This is a genomic window from Boseongicola sp., assembly GCF_057460485.1.
The window spans coordinates 25,000-51,229 of record NZ_JBVCWP010000001.1 but is presented as its reverse complement, the minus strand read 5'-3'; the positions used below and the strand labels follow the sequence as shown (position 1 = coordinate 51,229).

Here is a 26,230-nt window from a genome sequence, read left to right as displayed (position 1 = left end):
GCATTACACGCGCGTCAGTGTTGAAACCGCGCGCCCGCTGGGGCATTGAAGGAACAGGCACTCAAACAGGCACCGCACACAGATGATCCGACTTTATCACGTCCCTTTGTCTCCGTATTGTCGCAAGGTGCGGCTATCGCTTGCTGAAAAGAAGCTTGAGGTTGAACTTGTCGAGGAACGTTATTGGGAGCGTGATCCCGATTTTCTGCGGCGTAATCCTGCGGGCAAAGTCCCGGTTCTGAAGATTGACGGCCTGACTTTGGCCGAAAGTGCCGCGATTTGCGAATACATCGAAGAGGCGTATCCAGATCCGCCACTTTTGCCGAAGGATTTTGCCGAACGCCACGAAGTGCGTCGCCTCGTCGGTTGGTTTGACGATAAATTCCACTTCGAGGTGACGTCCAAACTGCTTTACGAGCGGGTGAACAAAAAGATCACCAAAGAAGGCTACCCCGACAGCGCGAACGTCAAAGCGGGCGCCCGTGCGATAAAAAAGCATCTGGCCTACATGAGCTGGCTTTTGGATCAACGTCGGTGGCTTGCCGGAAATGAATTGTCGCTCGCTGATTTTGCCGCTGCGGGCCATTTGTCCGCGCTGGATTACATTTCGGATGTGGACTGGAACGCGTATCCGACCGTGCGCGACTGGTATGCGCGGATCAAATCCCGCCCTGCCTTCCGGCGTCTGCTGGCAGACACGGTTCCTGGGTTCCCGCCTCCGGCGCACTATGCCGATCTGGATTTCTGAGGGCCGATGTTTCGGGGAAAAAAGCACTGGTTCGGACCGTTTTCAAGTCGTGTATGGCCCTAGGTGATCTGAAATCTCGCCTTGCCGAAGAGGCGACAGACGCCGGGTTTGCGATGGCGCGCATATGCACGCCCGACTCTGTGCCAGAAGTGCCGGGGCGGCTCACGGCTTTTCTTGAAGCGGGTCGGCATGGGCAGATGACGTGGCTCGAAGATCGCGCGACCTGGCGAGGTGACCCGGCAGCCCTTTGGCCCGACGCGCAGTCGGTCATCATGTTGGCCGAGGCCTATACGCCGGACCACGACCCCCTCGAAGATTTGAAGCGGCAAGATCGTGGCGTTGTCTCTGTCTACGCGCGCAACAAAGACTACCACGATATTGTCAAGAAACGCCTGAAGCGCGTTGCACGCTGGCTTGTGGCCGAGGCGGCTTGCGAGGTGAAGGTTTTCGTCGATACTGCCCCGGTACCAGAAAAGGCCTTGGGGCAGGCGGCAGGTCTGGGCTGGCAGGGCAAACATACAAACCTTCTCAGCCGCGATCTGGGAAACTGGTTTTTTCTAGGTGCAATTTTCACCACTGCGAAACTTCAACCAGATGAACCCGAAGTCGATCATTGCGGCAGCTGCCGCCGTTGCCTGGATATCTGTCCCACCGACGCGTTCCCGGCGCCTTATCAACTTGATGCGCGGCTTTGCATTTCCTACCTCACGATCGAACACAAAGGCCCGGTGGACGAGGCTCTTCGCCCCAAACTTGGCAACCGAATTTATGGCTGCGACGATTGCCTTGCGGTTTGTCCATGGAACAAATTCGCAAACACCGCGCGCGATTATCGCTATGCGGCGCGCGATGATCTGAACGCTCCGCCCCTTGCAGACCTCGCCATGCTGGATGAAACTCAATTCCGCGCCTTCTTTTCAGGCTCCCCGATCAAGCGCATCGGACGAGACCGCTTTGTGCGCAATGTACTCTACGCGATTGGGAACTCGGGCGACCCAGCTCTTTGCGACACTGCCCGGCAGCTAATCGCCGACCCGGACCCGACCGTGAGCGATGCAGCGCTTTGGGCGGTCGGGCGACTTCAGGGGACTTCGTCAAAATAGCGATTTGTGCTAGGATAGGGTGATAAGAGAAAGAGAGGATCAAACATGAACACCCTTCTCTTGCGCCGCAAGCGCACGCGCGGGACGGCTCGCATGAAGCATTTTCGAAGCGACGCAAATGGAATTTCCACTGTATTTCAAAGCTTTCGCAATACGCGGATGCGGGGTGCCGCAAAGCTGAAAGGATACCTGCGGATCGCACGAGCGCAAACCTAGACGACTGGTGGCGCGGCGGAACGGTTGATAAGGGAAGGGCATGAGTATTGCCCAGCCCAACCCCTTTCGCGCCATTGCCCTGAAGGTCGCCTCGGTCATTTTATTCGTTCTGATGGCGACTTTGATCAAGGCAGCATCAGCCGAGGTCCCGCCCGGACAAACCGTGTTTTTTCGATCGCTGTGCGCAATGCCGGTGATCCTAGGATGGCTGATTTGGCAGGGCAACTTCCCGAAAGGACTGTGGACGACAAATCCGGTAGGCCACTTGTGGCGCGGGTTGATCGGATCGACCGCCATGGGTCTCAGCTTTGCAGGGTTGGCCATTTTGCCGCTGTCAGAAGTGAAGGCCATTCAGTATGCGATGCCACTTTTCGTGGTGATCTTGGCCGCATTGATGCTTGGCGAGCGTGTGCGCGCCGTGCGGTTGGGGGCCGTGGGAATGGGGATGGTCGGGGTTTTAATCATTCTGTGGCCGCGCCTTACGTTGTTCACTGGCAACAACGTTGACCCACAACTGGCCTATGGCGCTTTGATCGTCCTGACCGGGTCGATGTGCGCGGCGTTCGCTCAGATATTCGTGCGCAAACTGGTCGAAACGGAACACACAGCCGCCATCGTCTTCTGGTTCTCCGTGACGGCGACGCTTTTGTCGCTGTTCACGGCCCCGTTCGGGTGGAAGGTGCCGTCTGCGATGGTGCTGGCCTGCCTTGTTGGGTCGGGTCTTCTCGGTGGTCTTGGCCAAATTCTCCTTACAAGTGCATATCGGTACGGTGACGCTTCTATCATCGCTCCGTTCGAATATGCCTCGATGCTATTCGCTATTGCCATCGGCTATGCCGTGTTCGGAGAAGTGCCCACAATGTTCATGCTTCTTGGGGCCAGCATTGTGATCGCTGCGGGTGTGATGATTATCCTTCGCGAGCATTATCTGAAGTTGAAGCGCGGCAAGGGTCGCCAACATGTCACAAAATACGGCTAGGCTTTGGTGTGGTGTTGTTGTCCTGACGATAATCTGTTTCCGCCCATTCGGAACTCTTTCATGGACCTGTGCCACAGGCGTGGTGCAGAGTATCGGCATTGATTTAGGTATATTAATGCGGGGTTTCCTTGGGCTACGACCTTCATATAACCCGAAAAGACGATTGGTCTGACACTGACGGGCCGGCGATCACCCGTGAAGAGTGGTTGGATTATGTTGGCAGTGACAAGTCGATGCGTCCCGAACGCGAGGCCGTCGTCGTCGCAAACGAGCGCGGCGAAGAATTCAGCGTACAGGATGAGACACTGGCCACATGGAAAGACTGGCCGAACCGTAAAGATGGAAAAAGCGCCGCGCTGCTGTGGTATTCCGCTGGAAACATTGTGGCGACAAATCCGGATGATCTGATGATCCAGAAGATGTTCCTGATTGCGGATGCCCTTGGCGGCAAACTTCAGGGCGACGATGGCGAGATCTACAATTCCATCGGCATGGTGGACCGGCAGGATCGCTCGAAGAAGCGGTGGTGGAAATTCTGGTAGGATGGCGATTGTCTTCTGGGCGTTCGCCTACTTAGCCGTGATTAATCTGCTGGCTTTTCTAGCGTTTGGTTGGGACAAGAAAAAAGCCCGGAACGATAAACAACGCATTCGCGAAAGCGCGTTGCTGAACTTTGCATTTTTTGGCGGCAGCATTGGGTCCAAGATCGCGCAGAGGCGTTTTCGGCACAAAACACGTAAGCAACCCTTTGCCCTACAACTGAATGCAATTATCGCGCTTCAGGTCATCGCCATTTGCGCCGTGATCTTTTGGCTTTGGCGCCGTGGGATTGATCCCTGAAACACAAAACGCCCGGCCAATGAAAGCCGAGCGCTGTGTTAAGTTCAATCAGCGGATCAGATCCGAACCAACTTCTCATAGCTCTCCGCTACATCGCGCGCCAGCGCGCCAACCTCGAAGTTGTAGTCGCCGATATGACCAACGGGCGTCACTTCAGCAGCCGTTCCGGTTAGCCAGCATTGCTCGAAGCTTTCAAGTTCCTCGGGCAAAATGTGGCGTTCATGCACGATGATTTGCCGATCCTTAAGCATTCTCACGACGGTCTGCCGCGTGATGCCGTTCAGGAAGCAATCGGGAGTTGGCGTGTGCACTTCCCCGTCTTTCACAAAGAAGATATTCGCGCCGGTCGCCTCGGCAACATAGCCACGATAATCGAACATCATGGCGTCTGAGCAGCCCTTGGCTTCGGCGGCGTGCTTTGAGAGCGTGCAGATCATGTAAAGGCCGGCCGCCTTCGCGTGACATGGAATAGTTTCAGGCGAGGGGCGTTTCCATTTGGCAATATCAAGCTTCGCGCCCTTCATTTTCGCATCGCCATAATAGGCACCCCATTCCCACGAAGCGATGGCAAGGCGGACCGGATTTCTGGCGGAAGCGACTCCCATATCTTCGCCCGCACCGCGCCAGGCAATCGCGCGAACATAGGCGTCGGTGTAGCCGTTTGCGGTCAGGACTTCCTGTTTTGCAGCCTCGATTTCGTCGACGGTCCAGGGGATCTGAAAGTCGAGCTGCCCGGCCGAAAAATGCAGACGCTCTGAATGCTTCCGACTTTCAAAAATCTTGCCGTTGTAGGCCCGCTCACCCTCAAAGACGCTGGAAGCATAGTGCATCGCGTGGGTCAGGATATGCACATTTGCCTCGCGCCAATCCACCATTTTCCCATCCATCCAGATCAGTCCGTCGCGATCATCATATGCGCCTGCCATAGCGGCCTCCGTTTGCAAAAGTTGCGCGTTTAGGTCCACAACGGTCATAAAGTTGCGGAAAATTCGAGAATCGCTACCAGTAGAGGCTTGGAATGTCAACAAGGCTGACATAATGTTGGGGCCAATGATGAGAGGTCGTGATGGCAGACAGCAGCGGTTCCCCAAGCGGCGAGAACCTACTTTTTTTGACCGACGATCAGTTGCGCAAAGGCATTGAGGCGATGTTCTTTGCCTATCGTGGCTTCACGGCGGATCCCGATCGGATCCTCTCCGAAAAAAGCTACGGTCGCGCCCATCACCGGGCCATCCACTTCATCAACCGTTCCCCCGGGACAACTGTGAACAATCTTCTGTCCATTCTTGGTGTGACCAAACAATCCCTCAATCGCGTGCTTCGCACACTGATCAGCGATGGTTTGGTCGAAAGCCGGATTGGAAAACAAGACAAACGGGAACGTCATCTCTTTCTCACTGATCTGGGCCAGGCACTTGAGCGCGAATTGTCCAACGCACAGCGTGACCGGATGCGCAGCGCCTTTCGTCAGGCCGGTCCTGACGCGGTATCAGGTTTTCGTCAGGTCCTGGAAGCGATGATGGACGCCGACATACGACGGCACTACAAGCGCCTTAAGGAGGGCGGCACATGAGCCAGTCTGATGTCCATCTGCTAATCGTCGATGACGACGAACGAATTCGCGGCCTGCTTCAGAAGTTCCTGATGCGGAATGGGTTCCTTGTGACGTCTGCGCGCGACGCGGCCCACGCTGAACGCATTCTCAGCGGGCTGGATTTCGACCTTCTGGTGCTTGATGTGATGATGCCCGGCGAAGACGGCGTCAGCTTCTGCAAACGCCTACGCGAAACCCGCGACCTTCCGATCATGCTATTGACTGCCAAGAATGAAGCCGATGATCGCGTTGCGGGTTTGGAAGCTGGTGCTGACGATTATCTTGCTAAACCGTTCGAGCCGAAAGAGCTTCTCCTCCGGATCAATTCTATTCTACGACGAGTTCCTGCGGCCGAACCGGTCGATGTTGCGCCGAAAGTTCTGCACCTTGGGGCACTGCGCTATGACGTCGAAAAGGGCTCGCTTTGGCAGGGTGAAGACCCTGTGCGATTGACGCCCACAGAATCCCAACTGATGCGAATTTTCTCTGGCTGTGCGGGCGAAGCGATCGCGCGCGCGAAGCTTGTCGAAGATCTGGGTCGCGACGGCGGACAAGCGCAGGAGCGCGCCGTGGATGTGCAGATCACACGCCTACGCCGCAAGCTAGAAACCGATCCGAAACAACCTCGCTACCTTCAGACGGTGCGCGGTGCGGGATATATGCTGTCCCCTGACTGAGGCGACGCAACGCCTCCCGCTCTGTCTGCGCGTATTTGGATTTAGATGAAAATGACCACAGCGCTTTATTCCCACAAATCCGCCCTCAGTCACGTCACGCCGACGGGCCATCCGGAAAGCACGCTTCGCTATGAAGCGGTGCAAAATGCTCTGTCCGCGAGCCGCTTTGCGTCGCTTGATCGCCGTATCGCACCGCTAGCGGATCGCGCCGAAGTATTGCGGTGCCATCCCGAAAGATACGTCGATCGGGTCGAAGCCTCGATCCCTAAATCGGGATCCGCCGCCCTTGACGGCGACACCCACGTTGTGCCGGGTTCGCTTGAAGCGGCTCTGCGCGGCGTCGGCGGGTGTTGCGCCGCAGTGGATGCGGTCCTTGCGGGCGAAGTGGCCAACGCCTTCGTTGCTATGCGCCCACCCGGACACCACGCGGAAGCCGAAACCGCGATGGGGTTTTGCCTATTTGGGAACGCGGCCATCGCTGCTAAACGCGCGCTGGACCATCATGGCCTGACGCGTGTGGCCGTACTTGATTTCGACGTCCACCACGGCAATGGCACACAAGACCTGCTTTGGGACGAGGCGCGCTGCCTGTTCGCGTCTTCGCATCAGATGCCGCTTTATCCGGGGTCCGGTGCGGTGCATGACACTGGCCTTCATAATAACATCCTGAATATGCCATTGGCTCCGATGACGGGTGGGGCCGAGATGAAGCGCGCCTGGGGCGACATCATTCTGCCCGCCGTTTATGATTTCGCGCCCGAGCTTGTCATTGTCTCGGCAGGCTTTGATGCTCACGCTGCTGACCCATTGGCCAACCTGAACTGGAGCACCGAGGACTTCGCTTGGTTAACCCATGCAATCTGCGACGTGGCGGACGCGCAGGCAAAGGGTCGCGTGGTCTCGACACTTGAGGGCGGGTATGATCTGAGCGCATTGGCCGCAAGCGTTGCGGTGCATGTGGATGTGCTGATGGAGCGAGGGGCATGAGCGACAAACCTGTAGCCGAAATGAGCTTTGAGGACGCAATGGGCGCCTTGGAAGGTGTCGTAAATCGCCTTGAAGCCGGAGATGTTCCGCTTGAGGACTCGATCAAACTCTACGAGCGCGGGGCCGAGTTAAAGGCCCACTGCCAGAAGAAACTGGCCGAGGCCGAAGAGAAGGTCGCTCAGATTACGCTGGACGAAAGCGGCCAGCCCAAAGGGACGACACCGGTCGATCCGCAGTGAGCTTTGAAAGCGAATTGAAGGCAGAAGGTGCGCGCATTGGAGCGGCGCTTGAGGGTTATCTGTCCGCTCTTGGCGCAGACAACGTCGCCGAAGGAATGCGTTATGCGGCCACCGGCGGGAAACGGTTGCGCGGATTTCTGGTTACACACACCGCGAAATTGTTCGAGCCCGCGCGCGAAGGCCACCTGATTGCCGCCGCCGCCATCGAATGTATCCACGCCTATTCGCTGGTCCACGACGATCTGCCTTGCATGGACGATGACGACTTGCGGCGCGGCATGGCCACGGTTCACAAGAAATGGGACGACGCAATTGCGGTTCTTGTGGGGGACGCGCTGCAAACTTTTGCGTTCGAGTTGTTGGCGCGCGACGACGTGCATCCTGATGCGGACGTGCGTATCAAGCTCATCCGCACTCTCGCCAAATCGTCAGGTGCCGAAGGCATGGTGCTTGGTCAGGCGCAGGATATCGCGGCCGAAACCGCAGGGCGCGCGCTGACGCTTGAACAGATCATGACGCTTCAATCCAACAAAACCGGCGCTCTGATCCGATGGTCCGCCGAGGCCGGCGCGATCATCGCCGGCGAAGATTCCGAACCCCTTAGGCGGTATGCCACCGCGCTTGGGCTGGCCTTTCAGATTGCCGACGACATCCTTGACGAAACCGGCGACGAAGCAAAAGCAGGCAAGCGGCTTCACAAAGACGCCGAGGCAGGCAAGGCAACCTTTGTTTCACTTCTAGGCCTTAGTGGGGCCCAAGCACGCGCGCGCGACTTGGTCGCAGAGGCAGTCGACGCGCTCTGCATATATGATGCGCGAGCGGACGGTTTGCGTGACGCCGCTAATTTCGTTATCTCGCGCGAACACTGACGCGCCGGAGCCTTCATGACTGACCGACCCAACACCCCAATCCTTGACCGTGTGAACGTGCCTGCCGATATGAAACGGCTCTCGGACGCCGAGTTGCACCAACTCGCGGACGAACTGCGCGCCGAGACGATCAGCGCGGTAAGCGAGACCGGCGGGCACCTTGGCGCAGGACTTGGTGTCGTCGAATTGACCGTGGCTTTGCATGCGGTTTTCGACACGCCGAAAGACAAGTTGATCTGGGACGTTAGTCATCAGTCTTACCCGCACAAGATCCTCACAGGACGCCGGGACCGCATCCGGACACTGCGCCAAAAAGATGGGCTTAGCGGCTTCACCAAACGCTCTGAATCTCCCTATGATCCGTTTGGCGCAGCACACAGCTCGACCTCGATTTCTGCGGCCCTTGGCTTTTCGGTTGCGCGCGATCTGGGAGGTGGGACGCCCGAAGGCATCGGTGACGGTATCGCGGTCATTGGCGACGGTGCAATCAGCGCGGGCATGGCCTACGAGGCGATGAACAACGCGGGCCATCTGGGCAAGCGCCTGATTGTCATTCTAAACGACAACGAAATGTCGATTGCGCCACCGGTTGGGGCCATGTCATCTTATCTGTCGCGACTTTATGCCGGCGATCCATTTCAGGAATTCAAGGCCGCCGCCAAAGGCGCGGTCAGCCTCCTGCCGGAGCCCTTTCGCGAGGGCGCAAAGCGGGCCAAGGACCTGTTGAAACACACGGTCGTTGGCGGAACGCTGTTCGAAGAACTTGGATTCAGTTACCTCGGCCCCATTGACGGCCATGACCTTGACCAATTGTTGCCGGTTCTGCGGACCGTCAAGGCGCGGGCGCAGGGTCCGATCCTGATCCACGTAATCACCAAAAAGGGCAAAGGGTATGCTCCTGCGGAATCCGCCCGCGACAAAGGCCACGGTGTTTCCAAATTCAACGTTGTCACCGGCGAGCAAAACAAAGCACCCTCAAACGCGCCGTCTTACACCAAGGTTTTTGCCAACGCGCTGTTGGACGAGGCATCTCGTGACGACAAGATTGTTGCTGTCACCGCCGCTATGCCCGACGGCACCGGATTGAACCTGTTCGCCGAACGCTATCCCAGCCGCTGCTTCGATGTCGGAATTGCCGAGCAACACGGCGTCACCTTTGCGGCCGGTCTCGCTGCGGGGGGCATGAAGCCGTTCTGCGCAATTTACTCGACCTTCCTGCAACGTGGGTACGATCAGATCGTGCATGACGTTGCGCTTCAGCGTCTTCCTGTACGATTTGCCATCGACCGCGCCGGGCTTGTTGGCGCCGACGGCGCGACTCACGCTGGTGCCTTTGACATCGGCTACATGGCAAGCCTGCCGGGCATGGTGGTTATGGCCGCCGCCGACGAGGCCGAGCTTGTCCACATGGTCGCCACCGCTACCGCCCACAACGATGGCCCCATCGCTTTCCGCTATCCGCGCGGCGAGGGCGTTGGCGTCGAGATGCCGGAACGCGGAAAGGTGCTTGAGATCGGCAAAGGCAGGATCGTGCGCGAGGGCACCCAGGTTGCAATCGTTTCTTTCGGTACGCGCTTGTCGGAAGTTGAAAAGGCGGCCGAGGCCCTCGCGGCAAAAGGCATTTCCCCCACCATCGCAGATGCACGTTTTGCCAAGCCTTTGGACCGCGACCTGATCCTTGATCTGGTCAGCCGCCACGTTGCATTGATCACTGTCGAGGAGGGCGCGATTGGCGGCTTTGCAAGCCATGTGGCTGACCTTCTTGCGAATGAAGGCGTCTTCGACAACGGGTTGAAATTCCGCTCGATGATTTTGCCCGACACCTTCATTGACCACGCCAGTCCGAAAGACATGTACGACAGCGCGGCGATGAATGCCGAGCATATCGAGGCAAAAGTGCTGGACTTGCTGGGCATCACGGATATCTCGAAGCGGGCCTAGACGCGCGCGTTTTCGCCCGCAAGCAAGGCACGCAATCCCGCCCGGTAGTCCGGATAGATCAGCGTTACACCCAGTTCGTCTTTGATCCGGTCGTTGCGAACGCGCTTGGACTCGGCATAAAAACTGCGCGCCATCGGGCTTAATTCGGCATCCTTGAAATTGATCGCTTCCGGCACCGGCAGACCCAACAATTCGGCGGCGTAGGCAATAACGTCCTGCGGCGGGGCCGGATCATCGTCGCAAACATTGTAAGCGCGACCAGCGTTCGGGTGCCTTATCGATGCCTCAAGAACCTGCGCGATGTCATCCACATGCGCGCGACTGAAAACCTGACCATCCTTTATGATCCGGCGCGCGCTTCCGGACCGTACCTTGGCAAACGGACCGCGCCCCGGACCATAAATCCCGGCCAGTCGAAAAATGTGCAGCGGCAGATCAAGTTCGGCCCATTCGGCTTCGGCCTTCTTACGCGCAAGCCCGCGTTCTGTCGCCGGGGCCAGGGGCGTATCCTCGTCAACCCAGCCGCCCTGATGGTCGCCGTAGACGCCTGTCGTTGACAGATACCCGAGCCACTCAAGATGCCGCGTGCTTGAAATCGCGGACCTATGCGTCGCCAATACCGGGTCGCCGTCCTCGCCGGGCGAAACCGACGTCAAAACATGTGTGACCTCCCCAAACGGAAGCGCGGTCCCAGGCCAAACAACGGCTTCGATCCCGGTTTCCCGCAAGCTGACGGCCTTTTCTTCGTTCCGCGTCGTCCCGATAATGCGCCATCCATGTGGTAATAGTCGCCGCGCCAGAGCTTTGGCCGAATAACCGTGACCGATTGAAAGAAGCGTTTTTGTCATGACCCGCACGCAATCTGAATTGACCGAAAGAGGCAAGCGGGATTGCACAAATCAACCTTGCAGCCGCCTCGGTTCGATGGCATTTTCAGGGATGGAAAAAAGAAAAAATCCCCCAATAAAATTCATTCGGAGGGCATTGCTATGAGCGACGCAAGAAGCTTGTCGGTCGCAGCCCCCGAGACCCCAGACCACGAATTCTTCAGCGATCCGGCTGCCGCCGTTGATCGGTTGATCGAGCTTTACGAGATTGCCTCGAACTTTTTGTGTCAGCGGTTCAACGACGCCCTGAGCACCGGACAACCCGATGTCCGCTATCGCGCTTATTATCCCGAGATCCGGCTAACCACGACAAGTTTCGCGCCGATTGATAACCGCCTAAGTTTTGGCCATGTCAGCGAGCCCGGGCGGTATTCGACGACCATCACCAGACCCGACCTTTTCGCCGGTTATCTACGGCAGCAAATCGGGCTTTTGGTCGACAACCACGGCGCTTCAGTTGAAATTGGAACTTCTCTCACGCCGATGCCGGTGCATTTCGCTGTCGCCAACGACGCCTCGCTTGCGGTGCCGCAGGAAGGCGTGATGGAGTTCACGCTGCGCGATGTTTTTGACGTGCCGGACTTGTCCACAACGCATGACGATATCGTAAATGGCTTTGGCTTCGTCCACGCGGATGGATCGCACCCGCTTGCTCCGTTCACCGCGCAACGCATCGATTATTCGCTCGCGCGGCTGTCCCACTACACGGCGACCACTCCGGAGCACTTTCAGAACCACGTTCTGTTTACTAACTACCAATTCTACGTCGATGAATTCGAGATGATCGCCCGCGCTGCTCTCAAAGATCCCGACAGCGGTTACATCGGATTCGTAGGGCCCGGCAATATCGAGATAACCGATCCAGACGCGCCGCTTCCGGCCCCGGCAAAGCTTCCCCAGATGCCGACCTATCACCTGAAGCGCCAAGGCGGCGGCGGCATTACTTTGGTCAATATCGGTGTTGGCCCGTCGAACACAAAAACTGCAACCGATCACATCGCCGTTCTGCGGCCGCACGCCTGGCTGATGCTTGGTCACTGCGCTGGTCTGCGCAGCAGCCAGCGGCTTGGTGACTTCGTCCTCGCGCACGCCTATCTGCGCGAAGACCATGTGCTTGATGATGACCTTCCGACCTGGGTGCCGATCCCGGCGCTTGCCGAAATTCAAATCGCTCTGGAAACGGCCGTCGCTGACGTGACCCAACTTCGTGGATACGAGTTGAAACGCATCATGCGAACCGGCACGGTTGCGACGATCGACAACCGAAACTGGGAACTGCGCGACCAATCCGGTCCCGTGCAGCGCCTCAGCCAGTCACGAGCAATTGGTCTTGATATGGAAAGCGCGACGATTGCGGCGAACGGCTTTCGCTTCCGCGTGCCTTATGGAACGCTGCTGTGTGTGTCGGACAAACCTCTCCACGGAGAGCTGAAATTGCCTGGCATGGCGAGCGATTTTTATCGTACACAGGTGTCGCGCCACCTTCAGATTGGCATCAAGGCGATGGAGACAATTCGCGCTATGCCGCTTGAACGCATCCATTCACGCAAGCTTCGCAGCTTTGATGAGACCGCTTTCCTTTAAAATAAGGCCTTTTCCCCCGATTTTGGAGTGATTAGCGCTTGTGTTGGGACCACAATTCGTTGTGTTATACCACCATATCCAGTTAAATAAGGGGAATGAGCCCCTAGAATGGGCCAGATCGAGGAGATTCAACATGGCAAAACCGATGACGAAGACACAGCTTGTAGCGGCGCTCGCCGAGAAGATGGGCAGCGACAAGAAATCCGCAGGCGAGGCGCTTGATGCCATCGTCGGCATCATCACCGACGAAGTGTCCGGCGGCGGTGCCGTAACGCTTCCAGGCGTTGGCAAAATCTATTGCCGCGAGCGCCCGGCGCGCATGGTGCGCAATCCAGCCACCGGCGAGCAAATCCACAAGGACGCTGACAAAGTGGTCAAAATGACCATCGCGAAGGCGCTCAAGGATAGCGTAAACGACTGATCGAATACCTATTCGATTTCAGAAGGGTCGCCTTGGGGCGGCCCTTTTTCGTTTTCAGGGTGAGTTAATGTGGTGCTCTCGCTTTCGCACCTGCCGCTTTTTGGGGGGGGGCACGCCAAAGGCAGCAACAAAGACGCTGCACAAAACATGGCCGGTGCACTCAAGGGCGGCGGCGCAGGTAACACCTCACTGCTGAATGACGCACTGGCACTTGGCGGGAATAGTGGCGTTGCAGGCTTCATAAGATGCAAAGTCTCGAAGACTGGCGGTTGGGGCAATGTCGGCAGCGCGATTTTGGAAAACCAAGTCTCCAGGCGCAACAAAAAGTAGTCCTGCTTAGGCCGTCCGATCCGAGCGGCCCAATTGCCTATCCGTTGACGCGCCACCACATCAATGCCGCCAAAGCGATCCCCACTGCACATGCAAGGATCGGCCCTAAAAGCGGCGCGATCACCATCGCTCCGACAAAGACCGCAACGTTGTCCTGTTCAGGCCCAAGGGCTGCAACAATCGTCGAAAGAACCACAAAGATCAGATAGGTCTGATCGGTTTTTGCCTGCGTCCAGACATCGTTCCATATTTCCTCGCGCCTGCGGTCGCCGATCGTTCGATTTGGGTCCTTTTCTGCCTTCTCAACGGCCTCTTCTTCTTCGCGGGGCAAGGGGGATGGTGGTCTCAACCGGCAGGATCTTCACCCGCCGACAGCATCTGAAGCGTTGTGCGGTCCTCGGCTTGCGTTTATCTGAACGTGCGGAGGCCCGAGACGCCAAGCTTTTGCGCCTTTTTCAAAAGCGTGGGGACTGCGGAGTCGGGCGCAGATACTGTGATCACTCTGATTGGCATGGCGGCATGCTATAACAGCATTTTCGGCGTCACCACTGGCATCACAATAAACGACCTGCTAGGCGGCATTTAGAAATTACGGGCAGGGCAATGGATCTCCGCGCAATCCTTATGGGGCTGGCATTTGCGTTGATGTGGTCATCGGCCTTCACATCGGCGCGGATCATTGTGACCAACGCTCCACCGCTTGCCGTTTCATCTCTGCGTTTCCTCATTTCTGGCATCGTCACGCTGATAATTGTACGCATTCTGGGCCAAAGCTTTCGCCTGACGCCACAGCAATGGCGGCTCACAATCGTCTTCGGCATCTGCCAGAATGCCCTTTACCTCGGCCTGAACTTTGTCGCGATGCAAACGATTGAGGCTTCGGTTGCGGCGATCATTGCATCGTCTCTGCCGCTTTGGGTCGCGCTGGCAAGCTGGCTGCTCTGGGGCGAAACGATCCGGCCCCTCGGCATCATTGGACTGATCGGCGGTTTTGCAGGTGTTGCCTTGATCATGGGGACGCGTCTGAATGCGGGCGTTGATCCTTATGGCATCCTTCTGTGCGGCGTCGCTGTGTTGGCCCTCACCTTCGCGACCCTTGCGGTGCGTGGTGCAAGCTCGGGCGGCAATATGCTGACCGTGGTGGGCTATCAAATGCTGATTGGAGCCGTCGCGCTGGCGGTCCCGGCGCAATTCGAAACATGGGATTTCAACTGGTCGCCGATTCTTGTCGCCGCCATTGGATATACAATCTTTGTGCCCGGAGTGATTGCTACAATAGTTTGGTTCTGGCTGGTCAACCGCATTGGAACCGTGCGGTCCGCGACTTTTCATTTCCTCAATCCGTTCTTTGGTGTGGCCATTGCCGCGCTTCTTTTGGGCGAGACGCTCGGTACGCTCGACCTTGTGGGCGTCGCCATTATCACTGTCTCAATCCTTGCCGTACAGATTGCAAAAACCCGCGCCCTGACGTGAAATTGTCCTCTGTCACAGCGTTTTAGATGACAATTCGGAAAGAACCGCACAGGTAGAATGCCATGGATCTGCTCCTTGGATATCTCGCGGGCCTGCTCACGCTGATTAACCCCCGCGTTCTGCCGATCCTGCCCATCGTTCTGGTGACGTCGCTGCAAGCAGGGCGCTCCAGCCCGTTGGTACTGGCGGTTCGCATGAGCCTGTCGTTCGTGACCCTTGGTCTGTTCGTCGCCGTCTTGGGTCGCACCTTTTGCATTACCGAAGAAGCCGTATCCAACGTCGCGGCCATCTTGATGATCGGCTTTGGCCTTGTCCTTCTGGTGCGGCAATTGTCGGCAAGATTTGCCACTGCAACTGCAGGCATTTCAACGCAGGCAGATAGCGGCATGGATCACATCGATCGAGATGGCCTGCGGGTCAATTCACCGCCGGCGTCCTTCTTGGTGCGGTATGGAGCCCCTGTATCGGTCCCACACTTAGCGGAGCAATCTCACTTGCCAGCCAGGGCGAAAGCCTTTTGCGGGCAGGGGCGATCATGGTCACTTTTTCGCTTGGCGTATCGACGGTCATCCTTGCTCTGGGCTACGGCGCACAATCTGTGATCCGTAAACGCCTAGCCACGATGCGCCGTTTCGCCGTCGCAGCACGCCCTGTGATGGGCGCGGTCTTTGTTGCCGTTGGCATAGCCATATCTCTTAAATTTCACCACGTGATCGAGATTTGGGCATTGGACAACCTGCCCAGGTGGCTCACAGAACTTTCCGTTTCGATCTGACAGGAGACACCTTATGTATCGCCGTACATTCCTTATTTCAGCTGCCGCAACAGCCCTTGCGGGGCCTGTTCTTGCCAGTCCCGGCGAGGCCTACACCCCCGGTCTGGTTCAAAAAGAACTTGCCGCCGGCAGAACTGTCTTTGTCGATTTCTACACCGATTGGTGCACCACTTGCCGGAGCCAGGAACGCACCATCAGCGCCCTTAAGGCCGAAAATCCGGACTATACGGCGAATGTCAGCTTTGTTTCCGTCGATTGGGACGTTCACTCGAACTCGAACCTGGCCAAGTCACTTAATATTCCCCGTCGATCAACGCTCGTCGTCTTGCGTGGTAACAAGGAACTTGGCCGGATCGTCGCGGGTACCCGCAAAGCCGAGATCAAGGCGCTTATGGACACAGCCCTTGGTGCTGCGACGGCCTAATACATCTGGGCGATGGCTTTCAGGGGCAACCCCACTACCACCTCAAGTCGCGCAACCTCGCTTGACGTCAATGGCCCCCGCCCATCATTTCGTGCGCTGACAAACCAGCGTGCGAACCCTTGAGGCCAACGATAGTCCAGCTCGTTCAGCGAAATGTCGGCCCCACAGCAGGTTGTAGTATGGCGGTGAAGGTGAAAGCCGTCCTCACCGTGCCAGTCCGTGTCCATCCAGGCGCGCCATTGATCTGTTGAGACGGCCGCCTCACAGATAGGACAGGCAATGCTCTCGAAATTCTCGCCACAATCAATGAACTGTAGTTTGCCGTAGTCCTTGACGCGCGCCTCGCGGGTCCCGGTAAGCGCGGCCAATGCTTCGCGAAGGGCAGGAGACGTATCCGGCAACGCCGCCTTCGGATCAGCCGGGATTACGACCAGAAAGTTGTCAGCCATCAGCCAATAGGCCCGCGTACGCCGCCCGTCTGCGCCCGGTCCAGCAATAGGTGATCCAGAACCACCGCTGCGGCCATCGCTTCAGCCACAGGCACCGCGCGAATACCAACACAGGGATCATGTCGACCCTTGGTGATAATCTCGGTCTCTTGCCCGGACTTGGTGATTGTCTTTCTAGGCGTCAAAATGGACGACGTCGGTTTCACCGCAAACCGGACAACAACGTCCTGACCGGTCGAAATACCGCCCAGAATGCCACCGGCGTGGTTCGACGAAAACACGGGCCCGTCCGGCCCCATTGTGATCTCGTCGGCATTGGCGTCGCCCGTCAAACGCGCGGCGGCCATGCCTTCGCCAATTTCAACACCCTTCACCGCGTTGATCGACATCATCGCGGCCGCCATATCGGTATCAAGTTTAGCATAGACAGGGGCCCCAAGCCCCGGCGGGCAGCCCCGCACACAAACTTCAATCATTGCGCCAACCGATGACCCACTTTTACGCAGGCCGTCCAGATACCTGGCCCATTCCCCGGCCGCGTCTGCGTCCGGCACCCAGAACGGATTGCGACCAATCTCGTCCCAATCAAAGCGGCTGCGATCAATGTCTTTTTCGCCCATGGCGACCATATATCCGGTAACCGACACCTCCGGCGCAAGCTTGGCAAGCGCCGCCCGCGCCACACCGCCTGCGGCAACTCTTGCGGCTGTTTCACGCGCAGAAGACCGTCCACCACCGCGATAATCGCGGATGCCGTACTTCTGCCAATAGGAGATATCCGCATGTCCGGGCCGGAATTTTTCGGCGATATCGCCATAGTCCTTAGAGCGATGATCGGTGTTCTTGATCATCAGCTGAATGGGCGTGCCGGTCGTCACGCCTTCAAACACGCCAGAAAGGATCTCAACCTCATCGGCCTCGCGCCTCTGAGTGGTGTATTTGTTCTGACCGGGCTTGCGGCGATCTAGCCACACCTGAATATCGGCCTCGCTCAAAGCCACGCCCGGCGGACATCCGTCCACCGTCGCGCCAAGCGCCGGCCCGTGGCTTTCGCCCCAGGTCGTAACCCGGAAAACATGTCCATAGGTGTTCAGGCTCATCGCGTTGTCTCCTTTGGAAGACGGTCTAATCGGAACCGCGAACGGATGGAAGCGCGGGCGATGCGTTCTCTACGCTGCAGTGTCGCGGTGCATCATGATCCGGTTGCCGTCCTCGCCCCAAACCTGCCAGCCAAGCCGTTGATATAGGGCCAGTTTGCGGGGCATGTCACGATGCCTTGCCAAGGCCATCTCGTCCACGCCATCCCGCAAAGCTCGGGCAACGGCGAACCGCATCAAGGCACTGCCTACGCCCGTCCCAGCGGGGCTGGGCGAGACTGCAATATTTGCCCCATGCCACATACGGTCGATCATCCCACCAAGGAGGCACCCGATAGGCGCGTCGCGATCAACCGTCACCAAAACACGCTCAGCAGCAATATCCGCCCCAACACCCCGGCTCACATCCGGCAAGCCAGACAACCTCTCGGCCCAATCCGCGTAAGCTGCCCGAACAGTCTCTCACACCAAGGGCGCATCGCGGCCGTCCGCCGCTGTGATCAAAACTCTTTCTTTCCCAAGCCGGACATCCCAAAACTTATATGCCGTACCCTGCGCACATTCACTCTTTCGGAAATACCTCAGGTCTGAGGGCCGTGCCTCAATTGACCTTGCACAGCTGTGCATTCCGCCCTACCTCATGAGGTACCTCGGGGGGCCCAATTGGGCTGAGATGCTGAAGAGCGGACCCGTTGAACCTGAACCGGTTAATGCCGGCGGAGGGAAGGTCGAGATGCTCTCAACCCGTTCCTTCGCCCAGTTGAGAGGAAATTGAGATGCGTTATCCAATCCTTGCGGCAGGGCTTTTGGCAGTCACTCCGGCTTCGGCCCAAGACTCGCCTGTCCTGACCGTTTATACCTACGACAGTTTTGTCGCAGACTGGGGCCCGGGCCCCGCAATTGAAGCGGCGTTCGAAGCAACTTGCGCTTGCGATCTGCAATTCGTTGCCGCAGGCGACGGCGCGGCCCTCCTTGGTCGGGTCCGCCTTGAAGGGACCCGAAGTGATGCCGATGTGGTGCTTGGCCTCGATACAAACCTGATCGCGGCGGCCAGTGAAACCGGGCTTTTTGCTCCGCATGGCCTTGTGACTCCTGATCTTGATATGCCGGTGGAATGGCTGGATGCGACATTCCTGCCATACGATTGGGGCTACTTTGCCTTTGTGCACAATGCGGCCATGGAAAATGTTCCCACTGACTTCCGGGCACTGGGCGCAAGCGATACGTCAATTGTGATCCAGGACCCGCGCTCGTCAACGCCGGGCCTTGGACTTTTGATGTGGGTCAAAGCTGCCTACGGCAACGAAGCTCCCGCCATCTGGGACGCGCTTGCCGATAACGTCGTGACAGTCACACCCGGTTGGTCCGAGGCTTACGGTCTCTTCCTTGAAGGCGAAGCGGACATGGTGCTCAGCTACACCACATCACCCGCCTATCACCTCATCGCAGAAGACGATGACAGCAAAGCTGCAGCAAACTTCAGCGAGGGCCATTACCTACAGGTCGAAGTCGCGGGGCAACTGGCTTCCAGCGATCAGCCAGACCTGTCCAAAGCGTTCCTAGACTTCATGCTGACCGACGCGTTCCAATCCGTCATTCCGACGACAAACTGGATGTATCCGGCGGTGACACCGAAAGGCGGATTGCCGGAAGGGTTCGAAGCATTGGTGCAGCCTGATCAGGCGTTACTTTTGTCGCCTGAAGCTGCAGCCGGGGTGCGCGATGTCGCGCTGGATGAATGGCTGACCGCGCTCAGCCGCTAGGCTTTGCCGGTTGGGCAGGGATCGCGGTCGCCACCGCGATCCCTGCTTTCATCGGTATAACCGCAGTTGCTGTCGTCTTGTCAGCAGAAGGCGGTCGCGGACTTTCCGCAGCCGATTGGGCAGCCGTGCGTTTCACACTTTGGCAAGCGCTTCTTTCGGCGCTGATCAGTGTTGCGCTGGCCATTCCGGTTACCCGCGCTCTGGCACGCCGCCGCTTTTGGGGCCGGGAAGCGTTGATTACCCTATTTGGCGCGCCTTTTCTTCTTCCCGTGATCGTTGCGGTGTTTGGCCTTCTTGCGATTTTTGGTCGCGGCGGCCTCATTAACGCAGGGCTGGCGCAGGTTGGCGTCGCACCAATCAGTATTTTCGGGCTGCATGGCGTGATACTTGCCCATGTCTTTTTGAACCTGCCACTGGCCACGCGGTTACTTTTGCAAGGCTGGCAAACGATTCCCGCAGAACGCTTTCGGCTCGCGGCATCGCTCAATATGGGTCCCTCTGCGATCCTACGGCACTTGGAAGCTCCAATGCTTCTGCGCGCAGTGCCACCTGCTGCATTGGTGATTTTCGTCATCTGCACAACAAGCTTTGCCGTCGCTTTGACCCTTGGCGGAGGCCCGCGCGCAACCACCGTCGAACTCGCAATTTTTCAAGCTCTGCGCTTTGACTTCGACCTTGCGCGCGCGGCTATGCTCTCGGCCGTGCAGCTTGTTATCACAGGCGCAACAGCCCTGTTCGCCTTGCAGTGGGCAACAACATCGGAGTTCGGCAAAGGGCTTGATCGCCTCCCAAGACGCTGGGACGCTTCCGATCTGCCGCGCCGCGCGGTGGACGGCATGCTGATCGCGGGCGCGGCGCTCTTTGTGATTGCACCAATGGCAGCGGTCTTTTTGCGAGGTATTTGGACGATCACTGATTTGCCAGCGGTCGTTTGGACGTCGGCAGGCCGATCCCTCGTTGTTGCGGTCATTTCGACAGCACTTGTTCTTACGGGGGCCATCGCAATGGCGATCGCAGCGGCACGTCTCAGGCGTGGCGCGCGCTGGATCGAAAGTGCTGGATTGCTTGCCATCGCGGCGTCGCCATTGGTCTTGGGAACAGGACTGTTCGTCATTGTCTTTCCGTTCATTGAGCCCTCGCGATTAGCGCTGCCCGTTACAGCGCTGATCAACGCATTGGTTACAATGCCCTTTGCCCTTCGCGTTCTGATCCCCGCGGTCCGAGACGTCGAAGCGGCCCATGGCCCCCTCGCGGATAGTCTTGGGCTGGTCGGCTGGGCCCGGATGCGTTTGCTGGTGCTTCCACGCATCCGCCGACCGCTTGGGTTCTCGGCCGGTTTGGCGGCCGCCCTGTCGATGGGAGACCTCGGAGTGGTCGCCCTGTTCGCCGATCCGGAAACTGCCACGCTGCCGTTGCAACTTTATCGCTTAATGGGAGCATATCGCATGGACGAAGCCGCGGGCGCATCATTGCTTTTGTTGATGCTAAGCCTGCTCTTGTTTTGGGCGTGTGACTACGGAGGGCGGCGTGGTGCTTAGTCTGAAAAACATCTTCCTTAAGCAGGGAGACTTCTCGCTTTCTGCAAATTTGACCATCGCAGAGCCCGGCGTGACAGCGGTGATCGGCCCCTCCGGCGGGGGGAAATCCACTTTGCTGTCGCTTATCGCAGGCTTCAGCTTGCCGGACCGCGGCAGCGTAAGTTGGATGGACAGCGATCTGACGAACCTACCGCCCGGCGCGCGCCCCGTCGCGATGTTGTTCCAAGATAATAACCTGTTTCCCCACCTCGACAGCCTGATGAACGTAGCTCTGGGTGGCGCTCCGGTGCCAAGGCCCGATGCGCAAACGTTGGACCGCGCGTTGGTGGCGCTTGGAAGGGTTGGTCTTACGGGGCTTGAAAGGCGTAAACCTGCCGAACTTTCCGGTGGCCAGCAAAGCCGTATTGCCCTTGCACGACTGCTCCTTACGGATCGCCCGGTCATCTTGATGGACGAGCCCTTTTCAGCCCTTGGGCCCGCGCAGCGTCGCGAAATGCTTGCGCTTGTAAAAGAGCTTTTACCAGAAGCGACGCTTTTGATGGTCACACACGATCCCGAAGATGCTCGTGGGGCAGAACGGACAATCTTGGTCGTCGATGGCAAGGTCGCCCCCCCCTGCGATACCAAAAGGCTATTCGCCGACCCGCCGCCGGAGCTGGACTCCTACCTAAGATAAGCCGCAAAAACGCAGGGGTGCTGCCCTGCCTGTCCCGCGCGCCTCCTGGAATAGTTTCATGAACGTCAATATTCGGCATTCCAGCCGGAAGCGTTAAGGATAACGCGGTGTCTTTGGGTTAAAAAAACTTAAGGTGTGACGCGAAAGCGGCGAGGGGCAAAGTTCCTAATCTTCGACAGGTCCGCGCAATGCTTTGAGGTTCCCGCGCTGTTTCTTTGCTTCCACCCGCTTTCGCTTTTGCCCTAGAGAAACCCGCGTCTTGATCCGGTTCTTTGGCTTTTCGGCCGCACGCCGGATCAAATCCGCCAGCCGCGTGCGCGCGATCTCTCGGTTGCGGGCCTGACTGCGTTCCTCGCTGACCTGAATCACAACGGCGCCTTCTTTCGTCCATCGCCGCCCGGCCAGCCGCTGCAAGCGCCGCTTTACTGCTGCTGGCAAATGGGGGGACCGCTCGGCCTCAAACCGAAGTTCTACGGCAGAGGACACTTTATTCACATTCTGCCCGCCCGGCCCCGAGGCGCGCATAAAGCTTTCAGAAAGCTCCCAGTCGGCGATCGTGATGTCGGGTGTGATCTGCATATGACCTACATAGAAGAAGGGCCGCCGTTAGGCGACCCTTCCGAGTGTTTTGGAGATGGGCCAGTTAGGGGTCGGCATGCCGACGGCCCAATCAAAGGTGTTCTGCCTTCAGGTTAGCCTTCAGGCGACGACCCCCCCGACTGTTCCGACACGTCTCTCCAATATCGCTCTAGACACTGGACCACCTCCTTTCGCTTGTTTCTGATCTTTAGAGGTTGGCATAGATATTGTGTCTGTCAACGATTTTCACGCAAGGTTTGCACCAAGACGCCTCACAATTGCGCGAAATGGCAGCAAAGCGATCAATGCTAAGGCAAGCTTTACACCCCAATCCGCCACAGCGAGCGAGACCCATAGTGGCACAGCGGGACCAACCCCCAGAAGTGGCAGCACCTCTCCGGCCCAACTTACATCGTTTCCGGGCTCGATAAAGGCGAGCATTGCGGAAAAGGCGATGGTGAAAAACAGGGCGGTATCCAAGGCTGATCCAAACAGTGTCGACACCAAAGGCGCGCGCCACCAGTTCCCACCGCGCAGGCGATCAAAGATCGCAACGTCCAGCATTTGCGCCGTAAGGAAAGCAAGTCCCGATCCAAAAGCAATGCGCCAGCTCACAAGCGGTCCGAACTCGCCAACAATCTGAGTGCCGATCATCGAGCAAGACACGCCGACCAAAAAGCCCGCGAAAACAACCCTGCGCGCATCACGCGCGCCATAAACGCGGTTCATCACATCGGTGACGAGAAATGCTAGCGGATAGGTGAATGCGCCCCAGGTCAGCCACTGACCAAACAGGAATTGCACAAGGATATTCGAGGCCACGACAATCACTGCCATGGCAAGAATGCCAGGAAGAATACGTGTCATATCTGATTTCCGTTTTGACAAGGTAGTCGGAGACTTGGCCCGGTAGGGGACGGGCCCAAGTAGCCGTCGGGGATCAGTGCGTCAAGCGGAACTCGACGATTTGCGTTTGCTGAATGTCCAGATTGTTGTCATCTGGTATCATCGTAAAACGAAGTCGTCCGTCGCCGTCCTCCCAAACTGACAAACCTTCGAGATTGTCAAAGGCACGCAAAGGCGTTGTCCAAATCACGTCACCCTCGGAGTCAAAACCGTCAGGAAGAAAGGCGCGAACTCGGCTTTGAAATCCGATAAGATGAAACGCACGCTCAAGACCGTATAGCCTTCCATCGGGGCCGATATCTGCTCCGACAGGCCAAAAGCCCAGCGACCTTTTGACGTGGCCGATTATATCGCAGCCGTTTTCTGTTTGGCGCTAAACAGGAACTCCGGGCGCCTGTTTTGGCACAGGCTCTGGGATGGCAATAAGACGTCCCTCAAGATCCAGCGCCAGCGCCTCAACACCTCTATTTCCGGTGAGTGCATTCACATTGGGAGGCAGATCAATGCGTTTGGGATTGCTGTCATCGCCGTAGACCAGAATCTTCGATGAGAGATCAAAGGCTACGGCAAAACGTCCGTCCGGGAGGGTGGTCAGACCTTCGCTGTCGCTAATATTTTCGCCACTTTTGCGTCAGAACGCCGCGCCGTATGTGTCGGTCAGCGCACCCAGCGGCTTGCGTGACACCCCCATGATCCGGTCTCCTTCCCTTTCAAAATGACCGCAGTAGCTTTGCCCGTAATCTCCGATGGCGATGAACGAGGCGCCAGCCTCGATGACCTCTATCGCCGACCACGCTTCGAAATAGGGCCCGGGCCATTTCCAGACGACCATGGATGTTTGCTGAAGACCGGGATCCTTAGCAGTCGGCGCTGCCGCGAGACTCAGCGCGACAAGACTTGAGCGCATTGCTGTGGCAGATCGGCCATCCGCAACTCTTTGCGAGGAGGTGCTGGCTTGGCATTTGGGTCGGGCGGCGGCGGGTTCAGGATGTTGTCCACCCATTCTTGCGCCTGATCACAGCCGTCGCCAGCCGGCGGCGGGGCCTGGTTCACGCAAGCACCAGCATTGCTTGGGCATTTCAGGCGAACATGGAAATGGTAGTGATGCCCCCACCATGGTCGAATTTTTCGCAGCCACGAACGATCGCCGCGTGCGTCCTTGCACATCTGCACTTTTGCCCCGGGGAAGACGAAAATCCGTGCCACGTCCGGGTCGCTGGCCGCAGCCTTAAGAATCCTATGGTGTGCGGGCGTCCAGTTTTCATTCACAAAGGCGCCATTGGCCCGGCGGGTTGAAATCGACGAGAGGTTCTCGCGTTCGGTCCGATTAAGGGTCAAATCGCGCGCGGGCAACATCCAGACATCAATATCTAACCCAAGCTGATGGCTGCGATGACCTGTCAACATTGGGCCTCCACGCGGTTGCGAAATGTCTCCGATGTAAAGCCCGTTCCATCCTGGTTGCGCGGCCGCCGCGCGGGACAGGCGATCAATGAAACCTATCGCCCTTGGATGGCCCCAGTTGCGGTTCCGACTAAGGCGCATCGCTTGCCATGTGGGCCCGCTTTCCGCCAACTGCTGCCCTCCTGCTAAGCACCCCTTGGCGTAGCCTCCGAACGGCGCTGATGTGTGGCTGGACGCTTTTGATGCCGCGCCAAACAACTCTTTGGCCAACGGCTCGGCGGCAACCGGTGAAATGGACAATGCGATGGCCGTCAGGACAGCTGTGATCCTCAGTCCCATGTGTTTGCTCGATCTCCGTCGGGTTTCACCCATGGTAGCAATATCAGACCAAGAAGGAACAAAAAGATCAAAGGGGCAACGCCAAGCCGGGCACTTTCCGTCAATGCCGTGACCGTGCCGATCAACGCCGGGGCAAGAAAGGACGTCGCACGTCCGGAAAGGCCATACAGACCAAAGCTTTCGGTAGGTGCTTCGGCATCTGCATGGCGCACCATCATCGAGCGGCTTGCCGCCTGCAAAACGCCGCCCAAGCCGCCGATCATGATGCCGCAACCGAGGAAAACCATATCGGGCAGGGATGAATTCGCGGCGAGTTCCACGCCATAGAAGCTTTCGCGGCTCATGTTCACGATCGTCAAACAGACAAGCATCAATCCAAGAATCGTCGTGATGATCACTGGTTTCGGCCCGAACCGTTTATCCAAGCCGCCGCCCAGCCACGAAAACGCTGCCGCCGCTAAAACGCTGACAATCCCGAAAACGCCGACCTGCGTGACCTCCCAGTCCAACACCAGCAAAGCATAGGTGCCGCCGAACCCGTATAGCCCGTTCAATGCGTCGCGGTACAGCATCGACGAGCCCAAATAGGACGCCAGTGACGGCCGCTTTGCCAGCCCCCTGACAGACCCAATGAGGCTTGCCAGCGCCGCTCTCATTGAATGCGGGCGGTGCTCTCCGCGCACTTCGCGCACCCACAAGAAATAGGGGATCATGAACACCAAAAACCAAAGCGCTGCAAAAGGCCCCGCAAACCGCGTGCCTTCGCGTGCCTCCGGGTCCAGACCAAAGGCTGGCGCGAGCCCTGCAATTGTGCGTCCGTCGGCTTGTTCGACGAAAAAGAGCAAGACGATGGCCAGTGAAATTAACCCGCCCAGATAACCGAAGGCGAACCCCGAGCCGGAAATCTTGCCGATTTCCTGAGGTGATCCCAGCGTTGGCAGTTGCGCGTTGGTGAAGATCAAAGCGTATTCCGCCCCGATAAACCCGATGGCAAAGAACACCAGCGCCCAGATCAGGTTCGACCCGTCCGGCTCCGTCCACCATAACCCGCCCGCTCCGACGACAAACATTGCCGAGAACGCGATGATCCAAGGCATGCGGCGTCCTGCGGTGTCAGCCAAAGCCCCCATCACCGGTCCGCCAAAGCCGACGGTTAGCCCGATCAGTGTCAGACTAAGCGACCAGATCGACTGCGCGCGCGCATCGGCGGCCTGCTCGCTTAACCCGCTGGCAATGTAGGATTCTGCGGCCACCGATGCAAAGAACGGTCCGAAGATAAATGTCAGTAAAACAGTGTGATAGGGTTGGCTGGCCCAATCGAAGAAGAACCAGCCCCAAATGCGTTTTTTCAGGCTTGGCTCAGTCACATGCGGTCCCCGGTCATTGCGCGCC

Annotated in this window: 33 protein-coding genes and 1 riboswitch; of the genes, 21 read left to right on the top strand and 12 right to left on the bottom strand. The window is 57.9% G+C overall.

Going from position 1 to position 26,230, the window contains the following annotated elements:
• The first annotated feature begins 82 nt into the window (after positions 1-82).
• From fzlA to AC221Y_RS00280, 6 genes are all read left to right on the top strand, one after another.
• Complete coding sequence (fzlA, locus tag AC221Y_RS00305; RefSeq protein WP_299755249.1) at positions 83-748, top strand: FtsZ-binding protein FzlA; 666 nt, start codon at positions 83-85, stop codon at positions 746-748.
• Positions 749-801: 53 nt separating this feature from the next.
• Positions 802-1,851 carry a tRNA epoxyqueuosine(34) reductase QueG gene (gene queG, locus AC221Y_RS00300; protein WP_299755251.1) on the top strand — a complete coding sequence of 350 codons (1,050 nt, stop codon included), beginning with the start codon at positions 802-804 and terminating at the stop codon, positions 1,849-1,851.
• Between the two features lie 45 nt (positions 1,852-1,896).
• The gene (locus tag AC221Y_RS00295) at positions 1,897-2,067 is read left to right on the top strand and encodes a hypothetical protein (RefSeq protein WP_299755254.1); all 171 of its coding nucleotides are present in this window, start codon (positions 1,897-1,899) and stop codon (positions 2,065-2,067) included.
• A gap of 40 nt (positions 2,068-2,107) precedes the next feature.
• Entirely contained in the window at positions 2,108-3,046 is a 939-nt protein-coding gene (locus AC221Y_RS00290) for a DMT family transporter (protein WP_299755256.1), read from the top strand.
• A gap of 128 nt (positions 3,047-3,174) precedes the next feature.
• A complete protein-coding gene (locus AC221Y_RS00285) occupies positions 3,175-3,588 on the top strand; it encodes a hypothetical protein (protein WP_299755257.1) in 414 nt (137 codons plus the stop codon).
• Position 3,589: 1 nt separating this feature from the next.
• Positions 3,590-3,886 (top strand): DUF1294 domain-containing protein, encoded by a 297-nt coding sequence (locus AC221Y_RS00280; RefSeq protein WP_299755260.1) that lies wholly within the window; start codon positions 3,590-3,592, stop codon positions 3,884-3,886.
• A 56-nt stretch (positions 3,887-3,942) separates the two neighbouring features.
• On the opposite strand, the gene AC221Y_RS00275 is transcribed toward AC221Y_RS00280, so the two are convergent.
• Positions 3,943-4,812, bottom strand: coding sequence for a branched-chain amino acid aminotransferase (locus AC221Y_RS00275; RefSeq protein WP_299755262.1), 870 nt, complete (start codon positions 4,810-4,812; stop codon positions 3,943-3,945).
• Positions 4,813-4,952: 140 nt separating this feature from the next.
• On the opposite strand from AC221Y_RS00275, the gene AC221Y_RS00270 reads away from it, so the two are divergent.
• The 6 genes from AC221Y_RS00270 to dxs are packed head-to-tail and all read left to right on the top strand — an operon-like array spanning position 4,953 to position 10,193.
• Positions 4,953-5,459: a MarR family winged helix-turn-helix transcriptional regulator gene (locus AC221Y_RS00270; protein ID WP_299755264.1), complete on the top strand. Its 507-nt coding sequence runs from the start codon at positions 4,953-4,955 to the stop codon at positions 5,457-5,459.
• On the top strand, positions 5,456-6,157 hold the full coding sequence (locus AC221Y_RS00265) for a response regulator (protein WP_299755266.1): 702 nt from the start codon (positions 5,456-5,458) through the stop codon (positions 6,155-6,157). Before AC221Y_RS00270 ends, AC221Y_RS00265 begins: the two co-directional genes overlap by 4 nt.
• Before the next feature lie 51 nt (positions 6,158-6,208).
• Positions 6,209-7,144, top strand: coding sequence for a histone deacetylase family protein (locus AC221Y_RS00260; protein ID WP_299755284.1), 936 nt, complete (start codon positions 6,209-6,211; stop codon positions 7,142-7,144).
• Positions 7,141-7,383, top strand: coding sequence for an exodeoxyribonuclease VII small subunit (locus AC221Y_RS00255; RefSeq protein ID WP_299755268.1), 243 nt, complete (start codon positions 7,141-7,143; stop codon positions 7,381-7,383). The genes AC221Y_RS00260 and AC221Y_RS00255 overlap by 4 nt, the downstream gene beginning before the upstream one ends.
• Positions 7,380-8,252: a polyprenyl synthetase family protein gene (locus tag AC221Y_RS00250; protein WP_486706620.1), complete on the top strand. Its 873-nt coding sequence runs from the start codon at positions 7,380-7,382 to the stop codon at positions 8,250-8,252. Before AC221Y_RS00255 ends, AC221Y_RS00250 begins: the two co-directional genes overlap by 4 nt.
• A 15-nt stretch (positions 8,253-8,267) precedes the next feature.
• Positions 8,268-10,193: a 1-deoxy-D-xylulose-5-phosphate synthase gene (gene dxs, locus AC221Y_RS00245; protein ID WP_486706619.1), complete on the top strand. Its 1,926-nt coding sequence runs from the start codon at positions 8,268-8,270 to the stop codon at positions 10,191-10,193.
• On the opposite strand, the gene AC221Y_RS00240 is transcribed toward dxs, so the two are convergent.
• Positions 10,190-11,041 (bottom strand): SDR family oxidoreductase, encoded by an 852-nt coding sequence (locus tag AC221Y_RS00240; RefSeq protein WP_299755273.1) that lies wholly within the window; start codon positions 11,039-11,041, stop codon positions 10,190-10,192. The two genes, dxs and AC221Y_RS00240, sit on opposite strands and share 4 nt — an antisense overlap.
• A 141-nt stretch (positions 11,042-11,182) precedes the next feature.
• On the opposite strand from AC221Y_RS00240, the gene AC221Y_RS00235 reads away from it, so the two are divergent.
• The 3 genes from AC221Y_RS00235 to AC221Y_RS00225 all read left to right on the top strand — a co-directional run bounded on the left by AC221Y_RS00235 (position 11,183) and on the right by AC221Y_RS00225 (position 13,415).
• Positions 11,183-12,664, top strand: coding sequence for an AMP nucleosidase (locus AC221Y_RS00235; protein WP_486706618.1), 1,482 nt, complete (start codon positions 11,183-11,185; stop codon positions 12,662-12,664).
• 133 nt (positions 12,665-12,797) lie between these two features.
• On the top strand, positions 12,798-13,085 hold the full coding sequence (locus AC221Y_RS00230) for an HU family DNA-binding protein (protein ID WP_299749862.1): 288 nt from the start codon (positions 12,798-12,800) through the stop codon (positions 13,083-13,085).
• A 69-nt stretch (positions 13,086-13,154) separates the two neighbouring features.
• Positions 13,155-13,415, top strand: a complete 261-nt coding sequence (locus AC221Y_RS00225; protein WP_486706617.1) for a hypothetical protein — start codon at positions 13,155-13,157, stop codon at positions 13,413-13,415.
• A gap of 37 nt (positions 13,416-13,452) precedes the next feature.
• Here the strand turns inward: AC221Y_RS00225 and AC221Y_RS00220 are convergent, their stop codons facing one another.
• Positions 13,453-13,764 (bottom strand): DUF389 domain-containing protein, encoded by a 312-nt coding sequence (locus AC221Y_RS00220; protein WP_299749859.1) that lies wholly within the window; start codon positions 13,762-13,764, stop codon positions 13,453-13,455.
• A gap of 254 nt (positions 13,765-14,018) precedes the next feature.
• On the opposite strand from AC221Y_RS00220, the gene AC221Y_RS00215 reads away from it, so the two are divergent.
• The 3 genes from AC221Y_RS00215 to AC221Y_RS00205 all read left to right on the top strand — a co-directional run bounded on the left by AC221Y_RS00215 (position 14,019) and on the right by AC221Y_RS00205 (position 16,087).
• Positions 14,019-14,888: a DMT family transporter gene (locus tag AC221Y_RS00215; protein WP_299749856.1), complete on the top strand. Its 870-nt coding sequence runs from the start codon at positions 14,019-14,021 to the stop codon at positions 14,886-14,888.
• A 463-nt stretch (positions 14,889-15,351) separates the two neighbouring features.
• Positions 15,352-15,663, top strand: a complete 312-nt coding sequence (locus tag AC221Y_RS00210; RefSeq protein ID WP_366141658.1) for a hypothetical protein — start codon at positions 15,352-15,354, stop codon at positions 15,661-15,663.
• A 13-nt stretch (positions 15,664-15,676) separates the two neighbouring features.
• On the top strand, positions 15,677-16,087 hold the full coding sequence (locus AC221Y_RS00205) for a thioredoxin family protein (RefSeq protein ID WP_299749853.1): 411 nt from the start codon (positions 15,677-15,679) through the stop codon (positions 16,085-16,087).
• Here AC221Y_RS00205 and AC221Y_RS00200 read toward each other — a convergent pair.
• The 3 genes from AC221Y_RS00200 to AC221Y_RS00190 all read right to left on the bottom strand — a co-directional run bounded on the left by AC221Y_RS00200 (position 16,084) and on the right by AC221Y_RS00190 (position 18,038).
• Complete coding sequence (locus tag AC221Y_RS00200) at positions 16,084-16,536, bottom strand: hypothetical protein (protein WP_299749850.1); 453 nt, start codon at positions 16,534-16,536, stop codon at positions 16,084-16,086. The two genes, AC221Y_RS00205 and AC221Y_RS00200, sit on opposite strands and share 4 nt — an antisense overlap.
• Positions 16,536-17,636, bottom strand: a complete 1,101-nt coding sequence (aroC, locus tag AC221Y_RS00195; protein WP_486706616.1) for a chorismate synthase — start codon at positions 17,634-17,636, stop codon at positions 16,536-16,538. The genes AC221Y_RS00200 and aroC overlap by 1 nt, the downstream gene beginning before the upstream one ends.
• Positions 17,637-17,705: 69 nt before the next feature.
• Positions 17,706-18,038 (bottom strand): GNAT family N-acetyltransferase, encoded by a 333-nt coding sequence (locus AC221Y_RS00190; RefSeq protein WP_299749869.1) that lies wholly within the window; start codon positions 18,036-18,038, stop codon positions 17,706-17,708.
• A 236-nt stretch (positions 18,039-18,274) separates the two neighbouring features.
• Positions 18,275-18,375: riboswitch (TPP riboswitch) on the top strand.
• A gap of 34 nt (positions 18,376-18,409) precedes the next feature.
• Between AC221Y_RS00190 and thiB the strand changes: the two genes are divergently transcribed.
• Genes thiB through AC221Y_RS00175 form a run of 3 tightly spaced genes read left to right on the top strand, consistent with a single transcriptional unit; the run spans position 18,410 to position 21,610 of the window.
• A complete protein-coding gene (thiB, locus tag AC221Y_RS00185; protein ID WP_299749844.1) occupies positions 18,410-19,396 on the top strand; it encodes a thiamine ABC transporter substrate binding subunit in 987 nt (328 codons plus the stop codon).
• The gene (locus AC221Y_RS00180; RefSeq protein ID WP_486706615.1) at positions 19,372-20,934 is read left to right on the top strand and encodes a thiamine/thiamine pyrophosphate ABC transporter permease ThiP; all 1,563 of its coding nucleotides are present in this window, start codon (positions 19,372-19,374) and stop codon (positions 20,932-20,934) included. The genes thiB and AC221Y_RS00180 overlap by 25 nt, the downstream gene beginning before the upstream one ends.
• Positions 20,927-21,610 carry a thiamine ABC transporter ATP-binding protein gene (locus AC221Y_RS00175; protein WP_299749838.1) on the top strand — a complete coding sequence of 228 codons (684 nt, stop codon included), beginning with the start codon at positions 20,927-20,929 and terminating at the stop codon, positions 21,608-21,610. Before AC221Y_RS00180 ends, AC221Y_RS00175 begins: the two co-directional genes overlap by 8 nt.
• A 165-nt stretch (positions 21,611-21,775) precedes the next feature.
• Here the strand turns inward: AC221Y_RS00175 and arfB are convergent, their stop codons facing one another.
• From arfB to AC221Y_RS00145, 6 genes are all read right to left on the bottom strand, one after another.
• Entirely contained in the window at positions 21,776-22,189 is a 414-nt protein-coding gene (gene arfB / locus AC221Y_RS00170) for an alternative ribosome rescue aminoacyl-tRNA hydrolase ArfB (RefSeq protein ID WP_299749835.1), read from the bottom strand.
• Between the two features lie 246 nt (positions 22,190-22,435).
• A complete protein-coding gene (locus tag AC221Y_RS00165) occupies positions 22,436-23,056 on the bottom strand; it encodes a queuosine precursor transporter (RefSeq protein ID WP_299749832.1) in 621 nt (206 codons plus the stop codon).
• Positions 23,057-23,468: 412 nt separating this feature from the next.
• Complete coding sequence (locus AC221Y_RS00160; protein ID WP_366141657.1) at positions 23,469-23,708, bottom strand: esterase-like activity of phytase family protein; 240 nt, start codon at positions 23,706-23,708, stop codon at positions 23,469-23,471.
• An 18-nt stretch (positions 23,709-23,726) separates the two neighbouring features.
• Positions 23,727-23,927 carry a hypothetical protein gene (locus tag AC221Y_RS00155; RefSeq protein ID WP_299749829.1) on the bottom strand — a complete coding sequence of 67 codons (201 nt, stop codon included), beginning with the start codon at positions 23,925-23,927 and terminating at the stop codon, positions 23,727-23,729.
• Between the two features lie 50 nt (positions 23,928-23,977).
• The gene (gene mepA, locus AC221Y_RS00150; RefSeq protein WP_299749826.1) at positions 23,978-24,838 is read right to left on the bottom strand and encodes a penicillin-insensitive murein endopeptidase; all 861 of its coding nucleotides are present in this window, start codon (positions 24,836-24,838) and stop codon (positions 23,978-23,980) included.
• Positions 24,829-26,205: an MFS transporter gene (locus AC221Y_RS00145; protein ID WP_486706614.1), complete on the bottom strand. Its 1,377-nt coding sequence runs from the start codon at positions 26,203-26,205 to the stop codon at positions 24,829-24,831. Before AC221Y_RS00145 ends, mepA begins: the two co-directional genes overlap by 10 nt.
• Positions 26,206-26,230: the final 25 nt, after the last annotated feature.

Coding starts and splice junctions, on each gene's coding strand:
- fzlA (WP_299755249.1), top strand. CDS start 83: ATGATCCGACTTTATCACGTCCCTTTGTCTCCGTATTGTCGCAAGGTG.
- queG (WP_299755251.1), top strand. CDS start 802: ATGGCCCTAGGTGATCTGAAATCTCGCCTTGCCGAAGAGGCGACAGAC.
- AC221Y_RS00295 (WP_299755254.1), top strand. CDS start 1,897: ATGAACACCCTTCTCTTGCGCCGCAAGCGCACGCGCGGGACGGCTCGC.
- AC221Y_RS00290 (WP_299755256.1), top strand. CDS start 2,108: ATGAGTATTGCCCAGCCCAACCCCTTTCGCGCCATTGCCCTGAAGGTC.
- AC221Y_RS00280 (WP_299755260.1), top strand. CDS start 3,590: ATGGCGATTGTCTTCTGGGCGTTCGCCTACTTAGCCGTGATTAATCTG.
- AC221Y_RS00275 (WP_299755262.1), bottom strand. CDS start 4,812: ATGGCAGGCGCATATGATGATCGCGACGGACTGATCTGGATGGATGGG.
- AC221Y_RS00270 (WP_299755264.1), top strand. CDS start 4,953: ATGGCAGACAGCAGCGGTTCCCCAAGCGGCGAGAACCTACTTTTTTTG.
- AC221Y_RS00265 (WP_299755266.1), top strand. CDS start 5,456: ATGAGCCAGTCTGATGTCCATCTGCTAATCGTCGATGACGACGAACGA.
- AC221Y_RS00260 (WP_299755284.1), top strand. CDS start 6,209: ATGACCACAGCGCTTTATTCCCACAAATCCGCCCTCAGTCACGTCACG.
- AC221Y_RS00255 (WP_299755268.1), top strand. CDS start 7,141: ATGAGCGACAAACCTGTAGCCGAAATGAGCTTTGAGGACGCAATGGGC.
- dxs (WP_486706619.1), top strand. CDS start 8,268: ATGACTGACCGACCCAACACCCCAATCCTTGACCGTGTGAACGTGCCT.
- AC221Y_RS00240 (WP_299755273.1), bottom strand. CDS start 11,041: ATGACAAAAACGCTTCTTTCAATCGGTCACGGTTATTCGGCCAAAGCT.
- AC221Y_RS00235 (WP_486706618.1), top strand. CDS start 11,183: ATGAGCGACGCAAGAAGCTTGTCGGTCGCAGCCCCCGAGACCCCAGAC.
- AC221Y_RS00230 (WP_299749862.1), top strand. CDS start 12,798: ATGGCAAAACCGATGACGAAGACACAGCTTGTAGCGGCGCTCGCCGAG.
- AC221Y_RS00215 (WP_299749856.1), top strand. CDS start 14,019: ATGGATCTCCGCGCAATCCTTATGGGGCTGGCATTTGCGTTGATGTGG.
- AC221Y_RS00205 (WP_299749853.1), top strand. CDS start 15,677: ATGTATCGCCGTACATTCCTTATTTCAGCTGCCGCAACAGCCCTTGCG.
- AC221Y_RS00200 (WP_299749850.1), bottom strand. CDS start 16,536: ATGGCTGACAACTTTCTGGTCGTAATCCCGGCTGATCCGAAGGCGGCG.
- aroC (WP_486706616.1), bottom strand. CDS start 17,636: ATGAGCCTGAACACCTATGGACATGTTTTCCGGGTTACGACCTGGGGC.
- thiB (WP_299749844.1), top strand. CDS start 18,410: ATGCGTTATCCAATCCTTGCGGCAGGGCTTTTGGCAGTCACTCCGGCT.
- AC221Y_RS00180 (WP_486706615.1), top strand. CDS start 19,372: ATGGCTGACCGCGCTCAGCCGCTAGGCTTTGCCGGTTGGGCAGGGATC.
- arfB (WP_299749835.1), bottom strand. CDS start 22,189: ATGCAGATCACACCCGACATCACGATCGCCGACTGGGAGCTTTCTGAA.
- AC221Y_RS00165 (WP_299749832.1), bottom strand. CDS start 23,056: ATGACACGTATTCTTCCTGGCATTCTTGCCATGGCAGTGATTGTCGTG.
- AC221Y_RS00155 (WP_299749829.1), bottom strand. CDS start 23,927: ATGGTCGTCTGGAAATGGCCCGGGCCCTATTTCGAAGCGTGGTCGGCG.
- mepA (WP_299749826.1), bottom strand. CDS start 24,838: ATGGGACTGAGGATCACAGCTGTCCTGACGGCCATCGCATTGTCCATT.